Consider the following 17984-nt stretch of genomic DNA (forward strand, 5'->3'; position numbering starts at 1 on the left):
CAGTGAAGCTTGATGAATTCTTTGTCACAGGTGACCCGATTATTTACGGTGCAGACGCTTCTATCGTTCTTGTGACATTAGCAATCATTTTCGTACTAACAAAGTATAAAAAATGGAAATGGCTTTGGGACGAATGGTTAACAACTGTTGACCATAAAAAAATCGGAGCTATGTATATTATTTCTGCGGTTATCATGTTATTCCGTGGTGGTATGGATGGTTTAATGATCCGTGCACAGTTAACATTCCCAGAAACAACTTATTTAAACGCTGAACACTATAACGGGATCTTTACAACACATGGTACAGTAATGATTCTTTTCATGGCAATGCCATTCGTTATGGGATTAATGAACCTTGTAGTACCATTACAAATTGGTGCTCGTGACGTTGCATATCCGTTCTTAAATGCTTTAAGTTTCTGGTTATTCTTTGTCGGAGCAATGTTATTCAACATCGCTTTCGTAATCGGTGGTTCTCCAGACGCTGGGTGGACTTCTTACTTCCCAATGGCAGGTACAGAGTTTACTTCGGGCGTAGGAAATAACTACTACGCAATTGCATTACAGATTTCAGGTCTCGGTACGCTAATGACCGGTATTAACTTCCTTGTTACTATCTTAAAAATGCGTACACCTGGTATGACTTTAATGAGAATGCCAATGTTTACTTGGTCAATCTTAATTACAACAATTATCATTATTTTCGCTTTCCCAGTATTAACAGTTGCTCTTGCATTAATGACATTTGACCGTCTATTCGATGCTCACTTCTTTACGATGGCGAGCGGCGGTATGCCAATGTTATGGGCCAACCTGTTCTGGGTATGGGGTCACCCTGAAGTATATATCGTTATTTTACCGGCATTCGGTATTTTCTCTGAAATCATTAGTACATTCTCACGTAAACGTCTATTCGGTTACAGTGCAATGGTATACTCAATGGTTGCAATTTCTTTACTAAGTTTCGTCGTATGGCTTCACCACTTCTTCACGATGGGTGCAGGTCCAGCGGTTAACTCATTCTTCTCGATTTCGACAATGGCGATTTCGATTCCAACCGGGGTTAAGATCTTTAACTGGTTGTTTACACTGTATAAAGGACGTATTCGTTTTACAGTTCCAATGCTTTGGTCATTGGCATTTATTCCAAACTTCGTAGTCGGTGGGGTTACAGGGGTTATGCTTGGAATGGCAGCAGCTGATTATCAATACCATAACAGCTACTTCCTAATCGCTCACTTCCACTACGTATTAATCGCAGGTACAGTATTCGCTATGCTTGCTGGATTCACATTCTGGTATCCAAAAATGACTGGTCATATGTTAAATGAACGCCTAGGTAAATGGACATTCTGGATCTTTATGAGCGGATTCAACATCTGTTTCTTCCCAATGTACTTCTTAGGTTTAGACGGTATGACTCGTCGTATGTACACTTACTCTGAAAGTCTTGGATGGGGATGGCTAAACCAAATCGCATCTGTTGGTGCGGTAATGATGGGTATCGGCTTCCTACTTCTTTGCTACAACGTAATTTGGAGTGCACGTCACGGTGAACGTGACACAACTGGAGATCCATGGGATGGTCGTACACTTGAATGGGCAACTCACTCTCCTGTACAACATTACAACTTCGCGAAGCTTCCTGAAATTAAAGAAGCTGATGCTTTCTGGTACATGAAAAAACGCGGAGAAACAGTTACACCAGCAGCAGAAGATATTAAACCAATTCACATGCCAAGTAACTCTGGTGTGCCTATTATTGCGTCTGGATTCTTCGGTCTTGCAGGTTTCGCATTAGTATTTAGCTGGTTCTGGCTTGCAGCAATCGGTGGTATTGGTATTTTAGCTTGCTTAATCTATCGTTCATTCGATTATGATGAAGGCTACTATATCAGTGTTGATGAAATTAAAAAAACAGAACATATAGCATGAGAGGTGAAATGACATGGCGGCTTTAGATAAAAGCTTACCTTTGGAATATCAATCCGAACAAAGCAGATTGAATATCCTAGGATTCTGGATTTTTCTTGGGGCTGAAATTATGCTGTTCGCAACACTTTTCGCCTCTTATCTAGTCCTTGCTGGTCGTACGGCAGATGGCCCAACACCAGCGCAATTGTTTGAACTTAAAACGCTTTTAATTCAAACATTACTACTTTTAACAAGTAGTTTTACATGCGGTATCGTAATTCATGAAATGCGTAAGCATAACCAAAAAGCGATGCTTGGATGGTTCGTCCTTACATTACTTTTAGGTGCAGGTTTCCTATTCTTCGAGATCGAAGAGTTCATTATGTACATTGGTGAAGGCGCAACAATTCAAACAAGTGCTTTCTTATCTGGATTCTTCGTTCTTCTTGGAACGCATGGAGCCCACGTAACAGGCGGTATCATTTGGGCAATTTGTGTTATTATCCAAATTTTAAAACGAGGTTTAACACCAGTTACAGCTCGTAAAGTATTCATTATCAGCTTATACTGGCATTTCCTTGATCTTGTTTGGGTCTTTATTTACACACTAGTTTACTTGAACGGGATGGTGGCGTAAATGGCTCAAAACAACAATCAAGCAAACGGACATGCGCATAGCGGATTCCCTTGGTCACACGTTTTCGGATTTATTTTATCGCTTGCATTAACGTTTCTAGCGTTATACGTGGCACTTTACACAACATTGCCACTTTCAACAGTCTTAACAACTATTATCATAATGGCTGTTGCGCAAGCATTGTTACAATTAATTATGTTCATGCATTTAAAAGAAGGAGAAGGAAGAGTTCAAATTCTTACAATGATATACAGTTTCTTCGTTGCAACTGCAACAGTTGGTTTAACTGTATGGATCTTCTTCTCAATGTAATGTACATGAAAAAGACTGCTGAGATTCCTCAGCAGTCTTTTTTTATCCCCTCTATTACATCCACATTACGGAATTAACAGCATAATCATGAAAAATATACTTATTATGACAAATGTTAAGAAAAGTCTTTCTTTATGAAATCGAATCCATATGCGTTGCTTTTCTACCTATTATATGGCTAAATAGGTACTATATTTATTTGAAGGGAGAGAACGCAATGGAACATCATACTTCTGTTCTATCACTTATGGTTGTCGTTGCAATCGCGTTTTTCGTTCCCCTTTTGTTACAACGCTTTAAATTAAAAGCACTTCCTGTGGTCGTTGCAGAAATTATTGCAGGAATCTTTGTAGGTAAAAGTGGGTTTAATATTATTGAGCCAGATATATGGCTTCAAGTTTTATCAACATTAGGATTTATCTTCCTCATGTTCTTAAGCGGTTTAGAAATTGATTTTTCTATCTTTAAACAAAAAGGGAAAAAAAATACGACAAACGAACCAAATACATTTCAGGCAGCAAGCATTATCTTCTTATTTATTTTCATCTTATCTTATGCCCTATCATTACTATTCGTATGGCTAGGATTCGTAGATAATGCAATGTTCATGACTTTAATTATTTCAACTATTTCTTTAGGTGTTGTTGTACCAACATTAAAAGAGAATAACTTAGGAAAAACAGCAATTGGGCAAATCATTTTATTAGTCGCTGTTATTGCGGATTTAGTTACAATGATTTTACTCGCTGTATTCGTCGGATTAAATTCCGAAAGCGGCCAAAGCATGTGGCTTCTTCTTCTTCTATTCGGCGCTGGTATTGTTATTTACTTCGTTGCAAAACGTTTTAAAAACATTCCATACTTAGATAGTTTAAAAGCTGGTAGTGTACAAATTGATACACGAGCTGTTTTTGCACTCATTTTAATCTTAGTTGGGTTATCGGAATCTGTTGGAGCAGAAAATATTTTAGGCGCCTTCTTAGCAGGTGTACTTGTATCGTTATTATCACCAAATGAAGATATGGTGGAAAAACTTGATTCTATCGGCTATGGTTTCTTCATCCCTATTTTCTTCGTAATGGTTGGTGTAAATCTAGAGGTGTGGTCTATTTTCAAAGAACCTTCTAGCATGCTAATGATTCCAATCTTAATTGTAGGACTCTTTATTTCGAAACTCTTACCATCACTCGTCTTAAGAAAATGGTATCCACGTAATATCGTACTTGGAAGTGCAATCTTATTAACATCGACACTTTCTTTAGTTATTGCGGCTGCACAAATTGGTGAAAAACTGGAGATCATCAGTCCAAGTTTATCTGCCTCTCTTATTTTAAGCGCAGTTATTACTTGTATTTTTGCACCTATATTGTTTAAAAAAATGTTCCCAAAAGTAGAAACACCAAAACCAAAAGTAGCTATTATTGGCGCGAGCAGAATTACCCTTCCGTTATCACTAGATTTAAAACGAGAAGATTATGACGTAACGCTATATATGATGCGTCAAAACAAAATAAATGATGAAGAAGCGACATCACATGACTTCCCTATCGTGAAATTAGATGACATCACAATCGCATCATTAACTGAACAAACAGCATTTGATGCAGATCGCGTCGTTGTTGCAACAAGTGATGATGAACAAAACTTATTATTGGCAGAACATGCAAAAGAGCTAGGTGTTGAACATGTTATTGCAAGTGTAGAAGATCCACTTCTACAAGAAAAAGCAACGCAAGAACATATCGCTGTATTCTCAACAATTAACTCTACACGTATTTTATTACGTGCGCTTATTGATAAACCTAGTCTCGTTCGCTTAATTACAACAGCAAACGAAACAGTCCGTGAAGTTGAACTACGGAGCAATAAATATAACGGCGTTGCACTTCGTCGCCTTCCGTTTTTAGGTGATGTACTAGTCATTCAAATTTATCGTGGAAATAAAGCATTAATCCCACATGGGGATACAAGACTACAACACGGTGATACATTACTTGTAACAGGCTCAAAAGAACATATCGATACACTAAAAAACATATTAGAATAAAAAAATGCCCCTCACATAATTGAGGGGCATTTTTTCCATTTCATATGGTAAAATGTTACTATCACATATTATGGGGATGGATTACATTATGTCTATTATAACTTTAGCTCTCTTATTATTAGCCGAAATACTCGTTGCCATTATTCTCATCGGTGTTAGTATTGAGATTTGTAGTTACGGATGGAAAAAATCGAATGGAATAAAATATTCTTGCCTCCTACTTTCACTCCTTCTTGGAACTGCTAGCATACTCGGACTTCTCGCCGCACCTGCCTATTTCTTTATACAATTAACAGAAAAAGCGTTATAAGAAAGGATGTTAATATGATTACCGTGAAAAATATTGAGGGATCTGAAACTTACGTATTACGTCAAAAAATTTTACGCCCCAATCAAACATTAGCAGATTGTAAATACCCTTCCGATTATGAAACAGATACCTTTCACTTAGGCGCATTTATAAACGATCAACTTATTAGTATCGCTTCTTTCTCAAAGGAAATGCATCCCGACTTACAAGCAGGTATGCATTATCGTCTACGAGGAATGGCCACATTGCCTGAGTTTCGAAACAACCACGCTGGAAGCTCCTTAATTCAGAAAGCAGAACAAATCTTACAAGAGCGTCAAGCAAATATGCTATGGTGTAATGGCCGAATTACTGTAGCTGACTATTACAAGCGCTTAGGCTTCCAAGAACATGGTGAAATCTTTGAAATTGAACCAATTGGCCTTCATAAAGTACTGTATAAAAGAATATAAGAAAAGCTTTCCGCAATACGGGAAAGCTTTTCTTATATTTCAATCTTCACTTTTTATCTTTTTCATATATATGTATATAAACAGACTAGGAACTAAAAAACAAGCAAACATAATAAATCCTGTCATACTAATTTCCTTTATCGAAATATCTGGTGTTACAACGATACAAATAGCTAAAATCCCAATAACAATACTTACAGGAATTAATAATAGTTTCATGAAATAGCTACGTGATACTCCCCCTGTATGCTCATACACTTCCACTGAATTTTTCAGATTTAAAAAGTTAATAACTACAATCCCACCCATAAATACCATTAATAAATCCGAAACACTTTCATATCCTGCATCTTGCAAAACGTAGCGATAAAAAACAATACCTAGTATGAAAATATTTTGTAAGATGAAAACTAATCTAATATGTTTTAACCCCTCAATCATTAAACGTTCATCTTTCACAATTTTCATCGAATCACTCCTTTTCCTCCCAAAACAAATCATTCAAAGTTTTATCTACTGCATAACAAATTTTCAAACATAAATCTAAAGACGGATTGTATTTGCCCTTCTCAATTAAACTAATCGTTTGCCTTGTAACGCCTACTTTTTCTGCTAATTGTTGCTGTGTTAAATCTAACTGAACACGCGCGACTTTTATTTTACTTACAGCCATTCATGTTCCCCCTCCATCCATATTGTAACATATATATTCCATTAAGTAATTTATATTTTGCGTGACTGATTATAGTTTCACTTTATTATACACAAAAAAGGAGCCCCTCATAAGAAGCCCCCTCTCCTATATTATAAGAATAAATGACATCCAAATAAAATTGTAAATAAGTAGAGTAACGGATGCACTTCCATCCCTTTCCCTTTCACAATTTTCAAGACTGGATACACTAAAAATCCAATTGCAATTCCATTCGCAATACTAGATGTTAACGGAATACCTATAAAAATTAAAAATGCTGGTAACGCATCTTCAAATTCATTCCAATTAATATCTCGAATGCTTTGTGCCATTAAACTACCTACTATAATTAATGAAGGAGCTGTAATAGCGGCTACACTTGATAAAGAAGCAATAACAGGACTAAAAAATGCCGTTATAATTGTTAGACCAACAACTACAATCCCTGTTAACCCAGTTTTACCACCTGCAGCAATACCTGCTGACGATTCAATCGTCGCTGCTGTTGGGCTTGTTCCAAAGATAGAACCTGTAGTCCCGCCAATTGCATCTGCAATAAACGCTTTACCAAAACGCTTCTCTGTATTGTCTGTAATTAAACCTGCTTGTTTAATTAAACCAAGTAATGCACCTGTTGTATCGAATAAAAGTACAAGTAAAAACGAAAATACAACGCCGTATAATCCGTATTCAATTACATCTGAAAAGGCATTGATTGGGTTTGAAACGATGATACCCTCTGGTAAATGAGGCATCGCCACAATTTTATCAGCAAACTTCAATTGCCCTGTAAAGAAGGCAATAATTCCTGTCACAATCATACTAATAAATAATGCACCGCTCACACGCAATGTCATTAATACCGCCGCTAATATTAAACCAATTAAAGTTAAAATAACAGCTGGAGAATGAAAATCACCAATCGTAACTAAATTAGACGGATGATCCACGATAATTCCAGAAAGGCGCAATCCAATAAAAGCAATAAATAGTCCAATTCCACCTGCAATTGCATGCTTTAAACTATCAGGAATTGCTAAAATTAACTTTTGCCTAAACGAAGTAAAAGATAATAAAAGAAAAATAATCCCCGTTACAAATACAGCTGAAAAGGCAACTACATATGTAATCCCTTCTGCCTTCTGTACAACAGAATAAGCAAAATATGCATTCATTCCCATAGCTGGAGCAATAACAATCGGGTAATTCGCGAAAATCGCCATACCTACTGTTCCAACAACGGTTGCAATAATTGTTGCTGTAAACGCTTGGTCAAATGGTACACCTGCATCAGATAATATTTTTGGATTGATGACAAGAATATACGCAAATGTAAAAAAAGTTGTGATGCCAGCTAAAAACTCTTGCTTCACAGAAGTGTTATATTTTTGTAATTGAAACATGCTTATGTACCCTTCCTACACCTGAATTATTATCACACATTCTTTTTCTTACTAGTATGTGAGAAAATATAATACTTAATCTTAACAATCAATAAAAAGAAGAGTCAATATATTCCCTAATAGTTAGAATTTTAAGTTTAAGTCTGACAAGTACAGATGTAGTACAGTTCATTATGATTATTTTTGTAGCATAACAGATAGAAATGTTTTATAATTTGAAATAGTTAAATATTTAGTAAACGCATTCAAATATCGTTCACTCTACAAGGGGGATTCTTCTTATGCAGCACACAAACAAATCTGGAACTTTAAATCGTGGTTTAAAAGAACGACATATTACTTTAATGTCACTGGGCTCAGCTATTGGCGTTGGGCTATTTTTAGGATCCGCTTCCGCCATTAAACTAGCAGGTCCTTCTATTTTGCTAGGCTATATGATTGCCGGTCTCGTTATTTTTTTCATTATGCGAGCGCTTGGGGAAATGGCAATTGAACAACCTGTTGCTGGTTCTTTTAGTAAATATGCATATGATTATATTGGACCACTCGCTGGTTATATTACTGGTTGGAATTACTGGTTCTTATGGGTTGTTACTTGTATGGCTGAAATTACAGCAGCTGGTATTTACATGCAGTACTGGTTCCCAGATATCCCGCGCTGGACTTGGGCATTACTTGCTCTATTATTAATGAGCGCTTTTAACTTCTTATCGGTAAAAGTATTTGGAGAACTTGAGTTTTGGTTTGCTCTCATTAAAATTGTCACAATTATCTGTATGATAGTAGTCGGAGCTGGTATTATTTTATTCGGATTCGGAAACGGTGGTATCGCTACTGGTATTTCAAATCTTTGGTCACATGGTGGCTGGTTCCCAAATGGATTTTCTGGGTTACTACTCTCCATGCAGATGGTACTATTCGCTTATTTAGGCGTTGAATTAATCGGTGTTACAGCTGGTGAGGCTCAAAATCCGAAGAAAACACTCGCAAAGGCAATCGATAACGTATTTTGGAGAATTCTACTCTTTTACGTTGGGGCATTATTCGTTATGATGGCAATTTATCCATGGAACGAACTTGGTGAGAAAGGCAGTCCATTCGTATTAACATTCCAACAAATTGGTATCGCAAAAGCAGCAGGTATTATTAACTTTGTCGTATTAACAGCAGCTCTTTCTTCTTGTAACGGTGGTTTATTTAGTACAGGCCGTATGCTATATACATTAGCTCAGCAGAAAAAAGCTCCTGAAAGATTTGGTCGTTTAAATAAAAATGGCATTCCAAGCCAAGGAATTGTAGCAACTGCTATCGTTTTACTAATTGGTGTTATATTAAACTATCTCGTACCTGCAAAGGTATTTACATGGCTTACTAGCATTTCAACTTTCGGTGCAATTTGGACTTGGGGAATTATATTAGTCGCTCAAATTAAATTCCGTAAAAGCTTGCCTACTCAAAATAAACAAAAGTTATCGTATAAAATGCCTTTATACCCATTAAGCTCATATTTCTCACTCGTTTTCCTTGTATTAGTATTAGGTATAATGGCGTATTCAGAAGATACACGAATTGCATTGATTGTCGGCCCAATTTGGCTTATCGGCTTAGCAATCGTATATTACATGAAAGGGTTTCATAAGATTGATGAAACACCTAACTCAAAAATTAGTTAAGCAAAACATCCCTTCCTTATTACTTGGAAGGGATGTTTTTATATCTATATAAATATTTCTCAACAAAATTCACGGTATTTTTACAATTTTTTAATATTTTTTATGTTTTCCGTCTTTATTTTTACAGAAAAATAAATTACATTATTAAAGCACATATATTTATTATTAGGGGGATTCTTCTATGAAGAATAAAAAATGGATTACATTTTCTTTAGCAACAGCAATTACACTAAGTATAGGGACCTCGTTCATATCGTCTACTTATGCCGAAAGCTCTGTAGACCCAGCTCCTGAAATTGCTGCAAAAGTTGTAAATCAAAACAATGGGAAGAAAGTATTATTCGATAATACACACGGTCAAACTGCTGGGACAGCTGACTGGGTTATTGACGGCGGCTTTTCTGACTTCGGAAACGGCATTGCAAAAAACGGATATCACGTAAAGGAACTTCGTAAATCAACACCTATTACGTACGAAGACTTAAAAGATTACAATGTATTTATCGTTCCAGAAGCTAATATTCCTTACAAAAAATCTGAGCAGGACGCTATGTTACAATATGTAAAAAATGGTGGTAGTATCTTCTTTATTGCTGATCATTACAATGCAGATCGTAATAAAAATCGCTGGGACTCTTCTGAAGTATTTAATGGATATAGACGCGGTGCTTGGGATAATCCAGCAAAAGGAATGTCTAATGAAGAAGCTAATTCACAAGCTATGCAAGGAGTAGAAAGCTCTGATTGGCTCTCTGACAACTTCGGTATTCGCTTCCGCTACAATGCACTTGGTGATGTTTCAGCGAAAACAATTGTATCGCCTGAACAATCTTTCGGAATTACAAAAGGTGTTTCGTCTGTAGCAATGCATGCTGGTTCTACTCTAGCAATTACAAACCCAAAACTAGCAAAAGGACTTGTTTACCTTCCAGAAAATCCATCAAAATGGAATAACGCTGTTGATAGTGGCGTTTATAATGGCGGTGGTATTGCAGAAGGCCCATATGCTGCTATCGCAAAAGTAGGACTTGGAAAAGCTGCCTTTATTGGTGACTCTTCTCCTGTTGAAGATGCTACGCCAAAATACGTTCGTGAAGATTCTGGCCAAACAAAGAAAACTTACGATGGTTATAAAGAAGAAAACGATGCGATTTTATTAGAAAACATCGTAAATTGGTTATCAAATAAAGAGACATTTACAAGTTTAGATCAAGTAAATGGTTTACAACTTGATTCACCTACAGCTCTACAAACATTTGAACAGCCAAGCTTATCAACAGAACCACAACCTGAACCTTGGAGTGCACCAAATGCAGGTTATCAATGGTTTAATACAAATACTTTTAAACCAGGTTCATACGGTTATAACGGTGCGGTAACAACAAGCGACTACGTCGTTACACACCCTAGCATTCTACCAAACAATGAAATTTTCCAAATGAAGATTCAAGTAAATAACTTACTACCTAATACAACGTATAACAACTATTCTTTAGGTATCTTCACTACTGGTGGAACACAAGTGGCTAAAGTACAAAATGCAAACGGCACTTGGCCATCTACTTTCGGATATAGTAGTGCATTTTCTTTCACAACAAACAGCTTAGGCTCTGCTGAGAAAGTTGTAAATGTACAGATTGATTCAAATACAACTGGACAAGCAACGCTTCGTCTACGCCAAAATACAACAACGAAATATAATGAAACTGTAACGATTAATAAGAAATAATAAAAAAGGCAATCCATACATGGATTGCCTTCTTCTCACTTCTCTTCCTTCGAGAAAAACATTCTTGAAATAACGATACCTATACTACCGACGATTAGGAATAACACTGCCCTAATCATCATCGATACCTCTGGTAAGTCAAGTAAGAATAACTTCCCTACCGTTACGACTAAAACGACTAAACCAGCATATAATATTTCATCCATATTTCTATTTCTTCCAAACCAAACCGCAAATAATGCATATACCATCCATAATAACGATACTGATACACTAATTACGCTTCCATCTGCAGATAAAACTTCACCGATTCTCGTAATTGTAATAAATACAATTATCATAAACCAATAGAGCACTATAGAATACATATATTTGCCGAAGCTCGCTAATACTTCTTTCGCTTCTCTCATGTAATAATAGAACGTTCCTATTAAAATAAGATGAGCAACAAAGCCTGCCGAAATAAATTGATCAAACGGGCTAAAAATAGTCTGTATCATTCCAATTGCGTAAACCGTCGCACTAACATACAATTTTATCTGTTGTTTTACTTTAATAGAAGTGACCATGCCGAGGAAACCTTGTAACAATAGTACAATCGCTGCATTCACTAAACTATACTCATATAAAATTGCTAAACTAAATGCTCCCATTGCGAAACCAAATAAGAGATTTGTAAATGTAGAATGTCTATTTTTCCTATATTCACATACGAACATAGCGGCATGCACGAGTGCACTAATAATTAATCCCCATGTTGTAAAATCAGGTATTTTTGAAATAGCTAGTATAAAGAACACTGCATTCGCACTAAATATCGCCAAACGTGGTTCTAGTATAAAACTTCTCTCCGTAAACATATGCCAAAATAATAGTAAATGAATCAAACCATATACAATCGTTAACTGTATTTGCAAGTTCTCTACTAACATTGACATAACAGCAAAGAAAACGAAAAGGACAGTGGCAGCAACAGCGTAAGAAATCATATATAAGTATTTATAACGATTTTTCAACGCATACCATAATAAACTAAGTGTTAATACTGTCTCATATCCAAAGAAAATATAAGGATTAGGAGTCGTACTATTTAACAAGAATGGTACGAAGAACGCACCGACCGCTACGAAAATAGTGAGATATTCCGATTGATATCTTTTCGCTAAATAAATCCCTAAAATAACCCATGCAATATTACAGAGAAACGCGACACTTGCCGGAATAAATCCATATAAATAATGTGCTGCAAACGTCGTTAGAACAATCCCGGTAATACTTCCTCCAGCTAATACTAATCCTAACGCTTGCCGCTCTCTTTTAATTTGAATATCTCCTATATAATACAACCCGATAGATAATGCGATACCAAACACAATTCGTATCGCTGGTGTTAATAAACCAGCATCTACCCCTGCTTTAAATAACCAGATCACTCCAAGCAACATAATACCGACAAATACACGCGGTAACCACGTCTGACAAAACTTAATAATATTAAATGGCTCTGGTTTAAAAGCCGATATATCTACTTGTTTTAACTCAGGTTCTTGCAAAGGCTCTTTTATCTTAACTATTTCTTCTTTTGGCTTTTCCTCCATTACCGTTTCAATATATTCTTTCTTGTTCTTACTAACATGTTGCTGAGCGTTTTCTACTTCTATTTCCCTCTGCTTTACTTTTAATTCAGCAAGTGCTTCTTGAATTGTTTCAATTGCCGTTTCGAGTGCTTCTATTTTCTTATCCAAATCCTTCTTCATACGCTCCCCCCTTATTCGTAACTCTCATTGAACCTATATATTACCAATTATCTTTATCATACTCTTAGTCTATTCATTTTCAATAGTATTTTTCCAAAAAAAGAAAGGTGTCTTCCCAAAATAGGAAAACACCTTTTTACTCATTTATTCTTATTTAGAAAAATGCTAACGATAAAACCAAGACACATGCCTACAATAGCTGGAACAATCCACCCAACACCTTCTGTATAAAACGGGATGTATTTTAATGCTGACGTCCACTGATTCATCATTACATTTTTATTTAAAATGTCAATTGCACTAAATATCGCTACAACCAAAACAGTTACTGCATATACGTATGCATACTTTCCAATATACTGATGGAATAACCCTAGAATAATAAGCGTTAACGCAATTGGATAAATAAATCCAAGAATTGGTACTGATACTTTTAAAATTTGCGTTAACCCTAAATTAGCTAAAATCATACTAACAACGCTTACTATAAATGCCCACAATTTATAAGATACTTTCGGAAATGCACTCGCAAAAAATTGACTACAAGACGTAACAAGTCCAATTGAAACACATAAACACGCGATAGTAAAAATAAGACCTAATAAAACGACTCCGCCCTGTCCAAATAATGTAATCATAACTTGTGCTAACACTTTCGCACCGTTATCAAATGTTCCTAATGAGCCACTAATTGCCCCCACATATCCAAGGATGACATAAATAATAGATAATAATAGTCCTGCCCCAATTCCAGCAATACTCATATATTTCGCTAAACCTTTATCATCTTCAATACCCTTTGCACGTAATGCATTTGCAATAACAATTCCAAAGATTAAAGCAGCTAACGCATCCATTGTTAAATATCCATCTAAAAACCCTTGAAACATAGGAGCTTGGCCATAGTTCCCTATTGGTTCTTTCATATCTCCTACTGTTGTAAACATACTCTTTATAAAAATGAGTGCAATCATACATAATAATAACGGCGTCAAGACTTTTCCAAACAACCCCATTAATTTAGATGGGGATAAACTTAACCAGTAAACAATACTAAAGAAAATAACTGTGTAAAACAATAATAATCCGTTTCCTGCTTCAGGGAATAACTGACCTGGCCCCATTTCAAAAGCTAAACTTCCCGCACGGGGTATACCAAGCCCAGGTCCAATAAATACATACACGATACATGGAAAAATAATTGCAAATGAAGAATGAACCCTACCCGCTAACGTTTGAAAACTTCCTGCTTTTGCAATAGAGATAACACCTAATATAGGAAGACCTGTTGCTGATATAATAAACCCTACTAATGAAATCCAAACATGTTCTCCTGCTTCATACCCAAGGAAAGGTGGAAATATCAGATTCCCTGCTCCAAAGAACATAGAGAATAACATAAGGCTAATAAGTAAAATTTCTTTTTTCTGTAACAATTTCATTTCTTTCTCCTTCTTTAATTTCATCTTTTATGAAATCAATTTCACATATAAAAAAGTACAATAACCCGCTTCCTTACAAAGAAAACATAGTCCATAGTCTATCACAAAAGAAACACCCATTCTATAGCTATTCCTCTTTTCCAATTTCTTCTGAAAAATCAACCTTTATTGACTTATAATAGTTAATAAAGTAAAATATTAAATGTACAAAATTATTAACTTTGTTTTTGTTTGTGTCAGGAGGAAAATAACATGGAATCAGCGATACAACTAGAAAGAGAACAACAAAGAAAAAAGAAACATCCTCCAGGTTTATACTTACTCTTCTTTACAGAAATGTGGGAAAGATTTAGTTACTATGGATTACGAGGATTATTAACATTATATTTAACGACAGCTTTAGTAAGCGGTGGTCTTGGGTTTAGTCCCGCATGGGCACTCTCTATTTACGGATTTTATACTGGAGCCTGTTATTTCACACCAATGATTGGTGGATACTTAACAGACCGTTTTCTAGGTAGACGAAAAGCAATCACAATTGGTGGTATAACAATGGCAATCGGTAACCTTACACTATTTGCCTTGCAAAACCAATTAGGCCTATACCTCGGATTAGCGCTTATTATTATCGGTAACGGATTCTTCAAACCGAACATCTCTACACTGGTTGGAGAATTATACGAAGAGAACGATCCAAAACGTGATAGTGCATTTACCATTTTCTATATGGGTATTAACGTCGGTTCATTTTTAGCTCCACTCGTTTGCGGATTTTTATCAGAAAATTTATTCAAAACAACAGTTGATGGCGTTGTACATTACGGATTCCGTTACGGTTTCTTAGCCGCTTCAATCGGAATGATCATTGGACAAATTTTATTTACAACACTATCAAATCGCTTCCTTGGTAATATCGGTAAAAAACCAACTCGCGATTTACAAACAGCTGCTGGACAACCATCAGTAGGAGATACACCATTAACAAAAAAAGAAAAACAACGTACCGCAGTTATCGTCATTTTAACATGCTTCGTTGTCTTCTTCTGGGCTGGCTTTGAACAAGCTGGTAGCTCATTAACATTATATACAAACAAATTTGTAGACCGCTCTGTGTTCGGATGGGAAGTTCCAACATCTTGGTTCCAATCGGTCAATCCATTATTTATTATTTTACTTGCTCCAGTCATTTCTGCATTATGGGCAAAACTTGCAACTCGCAAGCAGGGTGATTTAAAAATCCCAACTAAAATGGGACTTGGTATGATTTTGCTCGGTATTGGTTATATCATTCTCGTTATCGCTACATTAAAAACAGGTAGTGATGAACATAACATTACAGAAAAAGCAAACTTACTGTTTATCGTCTTTACGTATCTTTTCCATACGTTAGGTGAGCTATTCTTATCACCTGTCGGACTATCAATGGTTAGTGCGCTTGCTCCGGTAAAATTAGCATCTTTACTAATGGGTGTATGGCTAGCAAGTTCAGGTATCGCCAACATTTTAGGCGGACAACTTGCAAGCTTCACAACTTCACTTGGATACGCTGAAGTATTCACAGTTATTGGCGCTGTGGCAATTGTACTAGGTTGTGTTTTATTATTAATTTCTAAGAAATTAGTGAAATGGATGGATTAAAAAAGATGAGGAATTTCTCCTCATCTTTTTTTATGCTGTTTTACCTTTTTCAATTGCTTGTTCGTACAGCTCTTTATGTTCTTTATATTCACTTGGTACGAAACTCTTATAGAAGAATGAGAACCAGCTGTCTCCCTTTTTATACCCTTCTTCTCGAATTTCCGCTGCTTTTTTATTCGATTTAAATCCTTCAGTAAACCATTTCTTTAACAATTCATTTCTTTCATACTTAGCAGGAACTTTTAAATCATAGTTTTCAAATGCATACTTATAGCCAGCCTTTTCTACTACCTTTTTTGTAGACTTATAGCCTTTTTCATACGCTGTTTCATATGCCTTCACGTATACTTCTTTCTCTCTATTTCCAGGATTCTTTTCAGCTAGTTCTTTCCCTGTCTTTTCCCCTAACTCAGCTTGCTCTTTTTCAATTTTTTCTGTTCTTTCTTTATTCCCTACTTTGAATCCGTCTGCAAAGTTTACCTTAAACTCTGGAGCAACTTGACTATCGTCCATCGTCTCTTGTGCTAAACCTTGTTCTTTTCCTTTTTCAAAATGCGTTTTCTTCTGCTCTTCTAAAGACCATACGGCTGCATAAGTCGCTTTAAACGCTTGTTTATATGCATCAGATTTTCCAGCTACATGCACTTCTGCATCATTTTTTCCTGCTTTAAAATCAGTTTCTCCATTCTTTTGACCTTCAAGTTGACCTTTTTCCATATCAGCTTGGCGCTGCGCTTCCTCTTGCTTACGTGCCTCTTCAGCTTTACGCTGTGCTTCTGCATTACGTTGTTTTTCCGCCTCAGCGTTGCGTTGCACTTCTGCAGCACGTTGTTTTTCCGCCTCGGTATTGCGCTGTGCTTCTGCTTGTCTCTCAGCTTCTACAGCACTATTATTATTCTGGCTAGGAGCTGGGCTCGTTGCGCCACTACTAGAAGCTGGTTTATTGTGATAATGATATTCCCCGTACTGTAATCCCCATTTCTCACAATTTGTACGACACGTATGTCCGCCATTAGCATCTGTACGCCCTGGATGTGCATAAGCTGAAATCGGAGCTACCAATAACGCTATACTCGTTGTTAAAAGAAGTTTCTTCACCTGTTGTCTCACTCTTGTTCCTCCCAAAATATAGAATCCTAACTTTATTATACATAAATAGAATAATATTTAAATACAAAACCGAAATATTCTATTATTTCTCAACATTAGTAAAAAAGAAGGTGAACTCTTTAAAGAGTTCACCTTCTTTTTTACTTCTTCGCCTTCGTTCTTACTAAATCACCAGCAACAACATAACGCTTAGAATTATCCTTTACAGATACACATGTAATAAGCGTTATCTCATCTTTCCCATGATCCTCTACAACTTCCCACTTATCAGGAGTCACTTCAGATACACCAGTAACCGCATACTCATATTCATTTTCATTGTCATACAAATAAATTTTATCGCCTTTTTTCAAAGAAGCTATATCACTAAATAAAACACCTTTTTTAGACATGTTATGTCCTGCTAATGCGTAATTTCCTTTTCCCATAACTTGATTCTCTTTTACTGTCGCTGCACCTGATAATAAGTTTTTTTCAGTAGAAGCTTTTAAAACAGGCAGTTCTACTGAAACACTTGGAATCGAAATACGACCAATTACTTGTTTCTTATCTAATGATGCATTCGCTACTTCCGCCAAGTCTGGTTGATTAATTTTGGAAGCATCTACAAATTCCGTCTCATGCTTTTCATAATCCATCTTTTGAACAGCCTGCACATTTTCAGTCTGTTTCTTTTCAGCCTGATATCCATCATAAAATGGCTTTCCAATTAACACGCCACCTACAACAAATAGCAGAATTGCTACTATACTATAAATTCTTTGCTTATTCATACACAGTTCCTTTCCCTTACAAAATCTTACTCTATATAAAATGATAAAATAATATCGCTATATGTACAAGTATTAGCTTGAAAAGAAACCT

The 17984-nt window shown here is 36.1% G+C and carries 16 protein-coding genes; 9 read left to right on the forward strand and 7 right to left on the reverse strand.

The genetic code is table 11. The annotated features are described in order from the left end of the window. The first annotated feature begins 2 nt into the window (after positions 1-2). From qoxB to DN401_RS21375, 6 genes are all read left to right on the forward strand, one after another. Positions 3-1937: a cytochrome aa3 quinol oxidase subunit I gene (gene qoxB, locus DN401_RS21350; RefSeq protein WP_000762366.1), complete on the forward strand. Its 1935-nt coding sequence runs from the start codon at positions 3-5 to the stop codon at positions 1935-1937. A 13-nt stretch (positions 1938-1950) separates the two neighbouring features. Further along, positions 1951-2553: a cytochrome aa3 quinol oxidase subunit III gene (gene qoxC / locus DN401_RS21355; RefSeq protein ID WP_000729317.1), complete on the forward strand. Its 603-nt coding sequence runs from the start codon at positions 1951-1953 to the stop codon at positions 2551-2553. Beyond that, a complete protein-coding gene (gene qoxD, locus DN401_RS21360) occupies positions 2554-2865 on the forward strand; it encodes a cytochrome aa3 quinol oxidase subunit IV (protein ID WP_000068425.1) in 312 nt (103 codons plus the stop codon). It abuts the gene before it with no gap. A 217-nt stretch (positions 2866-3082) separates the two neighbouring features. Continuing rightward, entirely contained in the window at positions 3083-4912 is a 1830-nt protein-coding gene (locus DN401_RS21365) for a monovalent cation:proton antiporter family protein (protein ID WP_000399966.1), read from the forward strand. A gap of 52 nt (positions 4913-4964) precedes the next feature. Further along, a complete protein-coding gene (locus DN401_RS21370; RefSeq protein WP_000926991.1) occupies positions 4965-5222 on the forward strand; it encodes a DUF4022 family protein in 258 nt (85 codons plus the stop codon). A gap of 14 nt (positions 5223-5236) precedes the next feature. Further along, positions 5237-5674 carry a GNAT family N-acetyltransferase gene (locus tag DN401_RS21375; RefSeq protein WP_000633769.1) on the forward strand — a complete coding sequence of 146 codons (438 nt, stop codon included), beginning with the start codon at positions 5237-5239 and terminating at the stop codon, positions 5672-5674. A 39-nt stretch (positions 5675-5713) separates the two neighbouring features. Here the strand turns inward: DN401_RS21375 and DN401_RS21380 are convergent, their stop codons facing one another. The 3 genes from DN401_RS21380 to DN401_RS21390 all read right to left on the reverse strand — a co-directional run bounded on the left by DN401_RS21380 (position 5714) and on the right by DN401_RS21390 (position 7771). Beyond that, on the reverse strand, positions 5714-6142 hold the full coding sequence (locus DN401_RS21380; protein WP_000706637.1) for a hypothetical protein: 429 nt from the start codon (positions 6140-6142) through the stop codon (positions 5714-5716). Between the two features lie 4 nt (positions 6143-6146). After that, entirely contained in the window at positions 6147-6347 is a 201-nt protein-coding gene (locus tag DN401_RS21385; protein WP_000301182.1) for a helix-turn-helix transcriptional regulator, read from the reverse strand. A 131-nt stretch (positions 6348-6478) separates the two neighbouring features. Continuing rightward, the gene (locus tag DN401_RS21390; protein WP_000487192.1) at positions 6479-7771 is read right to left on the reverse strand and encodes an NCS2 family permease; all 1293 of its coding nucleotides are present in this window, start codon (positions 7769-7771) and stop codon (positions 6479-6481) included. Positions 7772-8052: 281 nt separating this feature from the next. Between DN401_RS21390 and DN401_RS21395 the strand changes: the two genes are divergently transcribed. Together DN401_RS21395 and DN401_RS21400 are read left to right on the forward strand one after the other, a co-directional pair. Next, entirely contained in the window at positions 8053-9444 is a 1392-nt protein-coding gene (locus tag DN401_RS21395; protein ID WP_001164897.1) for an amino acid permease, read from the forward strand. A gap of 181 nt (positions 9445-9625) precedes the next feature. Continuing rightward, positions 9626-11173, forward strand: coding sequence for a hypothetical protein (locus tag DN401_RS21400; protein WP_000791522.1), 1548 nt, complete (start codon positions 9626-9628; stop codon positions 11171-11173). Between the two features lie 35 nt (positions 11174-11208). Here DN401_RS21400 and DN401_RS21405 read toward each other — a convergent pair whose 3' ends face one another. Together DN401_RS21405 and brnQ1 are read right to left on the reverse strand one after the other, a co-directional pair. Continuing rightward, positions 11209-12930, reverse strand: a complete 1722-nt coding sequence (locus DN401_RS21405) for a DUF2339 domain-containing protein (RefSeq protein WP_100655360.1) — start codon at positions 12928-12930, stop codon at positions 11209-11211. A 140-nt stretch (positions 12931-13070) separates the two neighbouring features. Then, positions 13071-14372, reverse strand: coding sequence for a branched-chain amino acid transport system II carrier protein BrnQ1 (gene brnQ1, locus DN401_RS21410; protein ID WP_000771689.1), 1302 nt, complete (start codon positions 14370-14372; stop codon positions 13071-13073). 252 nt (positions 14373-14624) lie between these two features. Here brnQ1 and DN401_RS21415 point away from each other — a divergent pair, with 252 nt between their 5' ends. Then, positions 14625-16010, forward strand: a complete 1386-nt coding sequence (locus DN401_RS21415; RefSeq protein WP_000443143.1) for a peptide MFS transporter — start codon at positions 14625-14627, stop codon at positions 16008-16010. 30 nt (positions 16011-16040) lie between these two features. On the opposite strand, the gene DN401_RS21420 is transcribed toward DN401_RS21415, so the two are convergent. Further along, positions 16041-17120: a YHYH domain-containing protein gene (locus tag DN401_RS21420; RefSeq protein WP_100655361.1), complete on the reverse strand. Its 1080-nt coding sequence runs from the start codon at positions 17118-17120 to the stop codon at positions 16041-16043. A gap of 140 nt (positions 17121-17260) precedes the next feature. Continuing rightward, a complete protein-coding gene (locus DN401_RS21425; RefSeq protein ID WP_001041726.1) occupies positions 17261-17893 on the reverse strand; it encodes a class A sortase in 633 nt (210 codons plus the stop codon). Positions 17894-17984 lie beyond the last annotated feature (91 nt).

The sequence above is a fragment of the Bacillus sp. BF2-3 genome, from assembly GCF_008368795.1.
Lineage (GTDB): Bacteria > Bacillota > Bacilli > Bacillales > Bacillaceae_G > Bacillus_A > Bacillus_A cereus.

Bases quoted from the DNA above. Each gene is read 5' to 3' on its own strand.
- qoxC (WP_000729317.1), top strand. From the start codon at position 1,951: ATGGCGGCTTTAGATAAAAGCTTACCTTTGGAATATCAATCCGAACAA.
- qoxD (WP_000068425.1), top strand. From the start codon at position 2,554: ATGGCTCAAAACAACAATCAAGCAAACGGACATGCGCATAGCGGATTC.
- DN401_RS21365 (WP_000399966.1), top strand. From the start codon at position 3,083: ATGGAACATCATACTTCTGTTCTATCACTTATGGTTGTCGTTGCAATC.
- DN401_RS21370 (WP_000926991.1), top strand. From the start codon at position 4,965: ATGTTACTATCACATATTATGGGGATGGATTACATTATGTCTATTATA.
- DN401_RS21375 (WP_000633769.1), top strand. From the start codon at position 5,237: ATGATTACCGTGAAAAATATTGAGGGATCTGAAACTTACGTATTACGT.
- DN401_RS21380 (WP_000706637.1), bottom strand. From the start codon at position 6,142: ATGAAAATTGTGAAAGATGAACGTTTAATGATTGAGGGGTTAAAACAT.
- DN401_RS21385 (WP_000301182.1), bottom strand. From the start codon at position 6,347: ATGGCTGTAAGTAAAATAAAAGTCGCGCGTGTTCAGTTAGATTTAACA.
- DN401_RS21390 (WP_000487192.1), bottom strand. From the start codon at position 7,771: ATGTTTCAATTACAAAAATATAACACTTCTGTGAAGCAAGAGTTTTTA.
- DN401_RS21395 (WP_001164897.1), top strand. From the start codon at position 8,053: ATGCAGCACACAAACAAATCTGGAACTTTAAATCGTGGTTTAAAAGAA.
- DN401_RS21400 (WP_000791522.1), top strand. From the start codon at position 9,626: ATGAAGAATAAAAAATGGATTACATTTTCTTTAGCAACAGCAATTACA.
- DN401_RS21405 (WP_100655360.1), bottom strand. From the start codon at position 12,930: ATGAAGAAGGATTTGGATAAGAAAATAGAAGCACTCGAAACGGCAATT.
- brnQ1 (WP_000771689.1), bottom strand. From the start codon at position 14,372: ATGAAATTGTTACAGAAAAAAGAAATTTTACTTATTAGCCTTATGTTA.
- DN401_RS21415 (WP_000443143.1), top strand. From the start codon at position 14,625: ATGGAATCAGCGATACAACTAGAAAGAGAACAACAAAGAAAAAAGAAA.
- DN401_RS21425 (WP_001041726.1), bottom strand. From the start codon at position 17,893: ATGAATAAGCAAAGAATTTATAGTATAGTAGCAATTCTGCTATTTGTT.